A 3,818-nucleotide genomic window follows, 5' to 3' on the forward strand; every position below is an offset into this window, starting at 1 on the left:
GGATCGGTCGCCGCCTGTTCCGCTCGACGCTGCTGGGTTGCGTCGCGGGCCTGCTGATGGCGCTCGACGGGCTGCACTTCGTGATGAGCCGCACCTCGCTGCTCGACCTGGTGCTGATGTTCTGGATCCTGGCCGCGTTCGGGTGCCTGTTGATCGACCGCGACGACAGCAGAGGCATCGCGGCCCAGTTGTTCAAGTCCGGCCCGGACGCGGCGCGGGCGGCCTCGATGAAGTTCGGGCTGCGACCGTGGCGAATCCTGGCCGGTATCTGCCTGGGCATGGCTTGCGGCACCAAGTGGAGCGGCATCTACGTGCTCGCCGCGTTCGGCGTGATGACCGTGCTGTGGGACGCCGGCACCCGGCGCGCGTGCGGCGCGCGCCGGCCGTACCGCGCGACGCTGCGACACGACGTGCTGTTCGCCTTCCTGTCCACGGTGGTCATCGCGGTGGCGATCTACATCTGGTCCTGGACCGGCTGGTTCATGACCGACGGCGGCTACTTCCGGCACTGGGCCGACGACCGGGCCGGGTTGTCCCCGGACGAGGTGTTCGGCATCCCGCTGCCCCAATTCGGCATGTCGTGGGTGCCGGCGCCGCTGCGCAGCCTGTGGCACTACCACGCGGAAATGTGGTCGTTCCATACCGGCCTGGACAGCCCACACCCGTATCAATCGAACCCGTGGAGCTGGCTGGTCCTGGGTCGACCGGTGGCCTACTACTTCGAGACCGTGCACCAGGGCACGGCCGGTTGCACCGAGCAGGACTGCTACCAAACCGTCCTCGGCATCGGCACCCCACTCCTGTGGTGGACCGGCGTGATCGCGGTCGGCTACCTGCTGTTCCGCTGGGCGGGCCGCCGGGACTGGCGCGCGGGGGCGATCCTGTGCGGGTTGGCCGCCGCCTACCTGCCGTGGATGGTCTACCAGGAACGGACCATCTTCCTGTTCTACGCGGTCGCCTTCGTACCGTTCCTGTGCCTGGCGGTGACCATGATGCTCGGCGCGCTGCTGGGCCCGCCGGGGGCATCCGAGCGGCGGCGGGCGTGGGGTACGGCCGGGGTGGTCGCGATCATCGCGCTGATCGCCTGGAACTTCCTGTACTTCTATCCGATCTTCACGGGTGAGACGATCTCCCGCAGCGGGTGGCTGGATCGTATGTGGTTCAGCACCTGGATCTAGCGTGTCGAAGCCGTTGTCGACCCCGAGAGAGGCTGCGCCGGTGTCCGTCGCGCGGGAGCAGGACATACGCAGGCGAGCCATCGACGCGACCCGCGACCTGGCCGCGGCGGGCGGCTACGACAGCGTGCAGATGCGCGACGTGGTTCGGCTGTCCCGGCTCTCCTCGGCGACCATCTACCGGCACTTCTCCTCGAAGGACCACCTGCTCGCGGCCACTCATCTGGAGTGGATCGCGGCGCTGGAACGCAGCGGCGCGGCCCGCCCGAGCGGCGCCGACGCCGCGGAGCGGGTCTGCGCGATCCTGCGCACCACCTGCCGCACAATGGCCCGCCACCCACAGCTGACCGCCGCGCTGATCCACGCCCTCGGCTCGTCCGACCCGGGCGTGGGCGACTGTCACCGCGAGATCAACCGCATCATGAACGACATGTTCCGCACCGCGATGGCCGACGAGATCGCAAACGCCGACGAGTTCGTCCACCTGCTCGGAATAGCCTGGGAAGGCGCCCTCTTCAGCTGGGCCTTCGGCCGTATGACCATGGACGACGTCGAACGCACGGTAACCCGCTCAGCCCGCCTCCTCATCCTGGGCGCCACCGCAGAACCGAACTCCCCCACCCCGCCCGCCCCTTGAGGCCACCCATCACAGCCCCACCAACCCACTCAGCCCGTCCGGCGCTTGAGGACAACCGGCCCAGGCCAACCAATCCAGCCCGTCCGGCGCTTGAGGACCCGCCGGACGGACGGCCCGCCCGACCTACGAGGCCTGACGACTCACGATCGCACCCGCGGCAACATCATCCAGCGGCGCCAACTCCGGCCGCTTCGCCGTCACGTGGTCCCCCGACGACTGCCCCCGAAGCCGCCGCCCGATCCACGGCACCAGGTGCTCCCGCGCCCAATGCACGTTCTCCAGCCGAGCCGCACCGGCGGTGACCTCGACCGCCTCCGCCGGCCAAGGCGCGTCCGGGTCGCCCTCGGCGGCCAGCCCGAGCGCCCGCCCGACCTTGAGCGCCACCCGGTCGTGACCCTCCGGCGACAGGTGCAGCCGGTCCTCGCTCCACGCCCGCCGATCGTGCAGCGAGGTGAGCCCCCACATGTCCGCGACGAGGCAGTCGTAGCGATCCGAGACCGCCCGCAACAGCTCGTTGTACGTGGCCACCTTGCCCCGGATCAGCTTGAGCACCGGCACCCAGCGCGTGTCGAACCCGGTGAACACCACGACCCGCGCGCCCGCCGCCGTCAACGCGGCGACCGCTTCCTCGTACTCGGCGGCCAGCTTGTCCGGATCACTCCCGGGCCGCAGCACATCGTTGCCGCCCGCGCACAACGTCACCAGATCGGGCCGCGCCGCGATGGCCAACGGCACCTGCTCCTCGACGATCTGATGCAACAACTTCCCGCGCACCGCGAGATTCGCGTACCGCAACCCCGGCCGCTCCACCGCCAGCCGAGCCGCGAACCGGTCCGCCCACCCGAGAAAGTTACCGTCGGGCCCGGGATCGCCGACCCCTTCGGTGAAGCTGTCGCCGATAGCCACATAAGAGTCGATTTTGGACAAAATCCCGTGTGGATTCACTAGCTCGGCCATGTCACCCGATGCTGGCACCGCTCACCTCGCCTACGCGACCGTAATAACCACCCGAACACACTCCGCTACGCGCGGCAGCGCCCCGCAGTACACCCCCCGCGTGCCGCCTCGGGAACGCACTCCTCCGGGCAAGGTCGATCCACCGCCGCCCATTCCCGCACCGACCGGAATGCGACACAGTTCACCCACGCATCACCGCCCCGTCACCCGGAGGCGAGGCCCGTGCCGTGAAGGCGACGAAGCGCCCAGCCGATCCGCACGCGCGGTAACACCGACCACAGCACGACCAACTACCGCCCCTGGTCCCGAGTTGCCGATTCCGGCCGGCTGAACGGCGGGCCGGCAACGTCGGAAGTCGCCCGGCGGCGATCGACCGAGCACCGGTTCGACGTGGACGAATTCCCGCTACGCCCAGGCTCCGCCGGCCGCACCGAGGGCACACCGAGACGCCGAAAGCCCGTCGTCGAGCACGGCAGCGGAAATGACGAAAGCCCCGCCGGCTATCCGGCGGGGCTTTCATGCTGTGTGGACCTGTGGGGATTTGAACCCCAGACCCCCTCGATGCGAACGAGGTGCGCTACCAGACTGCGCCACAGGCCCAACGAGGAGAAACATTACCACCTCGACGAGGTGGGTCGTGCACGGGTATTTCACTCGTTGACGGCCCTGCGCCACTCGTGTTCGTACAGGGGTAGCGAGTCGACCGAGGAGCCGTAGTCGGTGCGGGTGTCCTCGGCGTATTGGTCGAACAACGGGGTGGACGGGCGCGGCGCCTCGGTCGGACCGGGGTCCGGGACGGCGTGGATCTGCGGGCGTTCCGGCTCCTGTTCGACGTCGCCGCGCGGGACCACCGGCGCGGTCACGTAGGTGGGCAGCGGGACCGGGACCGGGTCCCAGGTGTCGCGGTCGTGCGGGCCGCCGTCGGTGGCCAGTTCGGCGATCCACTCGGCCAGCGCGGGCTCCTCCGCCTCCCGGTCGCGCCTGCCTCGGGGCGAGGCCGAGGCCGAGGCCCCCGAGGCGCCGCTCCCGGACGAGCCGGTCGGCCGCAG

The 3,818-nt window shown here is 69.9% G+C and carries 3 protein-coding genes, 1 tRNA gene and 1 pseudogene; 2 read left to right on the forward strand and 3 right to left on the reverse strand.

Translation table 11 applies throughout. The annotated features are described in order from the left end of the window. Both ABZS54_RS42425 and ABZS54_RS42430 read left to right on the forward strand, forming a co-directional pair. On the forward strand, positions 1-1,178 hold a 1,178-nt coding region (locus ABZS54_RS42425), incomplete at its 5' end, for a phospholipid carrier-dependent glycosyltransferase (protein WP_355548658.1). Positions 1,179-1,218: 40 nt separating this feature from the next. Beyond that, a complete protein-coding gene (locus ABZS54_RS42430; RefSeq protein WP_355548661.1) occupies positions 1,219-1,812 on the forward strand; it encodes a TetR/AcrR family transcriptional regulator in 594 nt (197 codons plus the stop codon). Between the two features lie 123 nt (positions 1,813-1,935). Here ABZS54_RS42430 and ABZS54_RS42435 read toward each other — a convergent pair whose 3' ends face one another. From ABZS54_RS42435 to ABZS54_RS42445, 3 genes and pseudogenes are all read right to left on the reverse strand, one after another. Next, the gene (locus ABZS54_RS42435; protein ID WP_355548664.1) at positions 1,936-2,769 is read right to left on the reverse strand and encodes an SGNH/GDSL hydrolase family protein; all 834 of its coding nucleotides are present in this window, start codon (positions 2,767-2,769) and stop codon (positions 1,936-1,938) included. A gap of 526 nt (positions 2,770-3,295) precedes the next feature. Next, a tRNA-Ala gene (locus ABZS54_RS42440) sits at positions 3,296-3,369 on the reverse strand. 50 nt (positions 3,370-3,419) lie between these two features. Then, positions 3,420-3,818, reverse strand: a pseudogene (locus ABZS54_RS42445) (hypothetical protein); the annotation flags it as partial.

Origin of the sequence: Embleya sp. NPDC005575, from assembly GCF_040605455.1 — a bacterium.
In the GTDB taxonomy this organism is placed as follows: Bacteria; Actinomycetota; Actinomycetes; order Streptomycetales; family Streptomycetaceae; genus Embleya.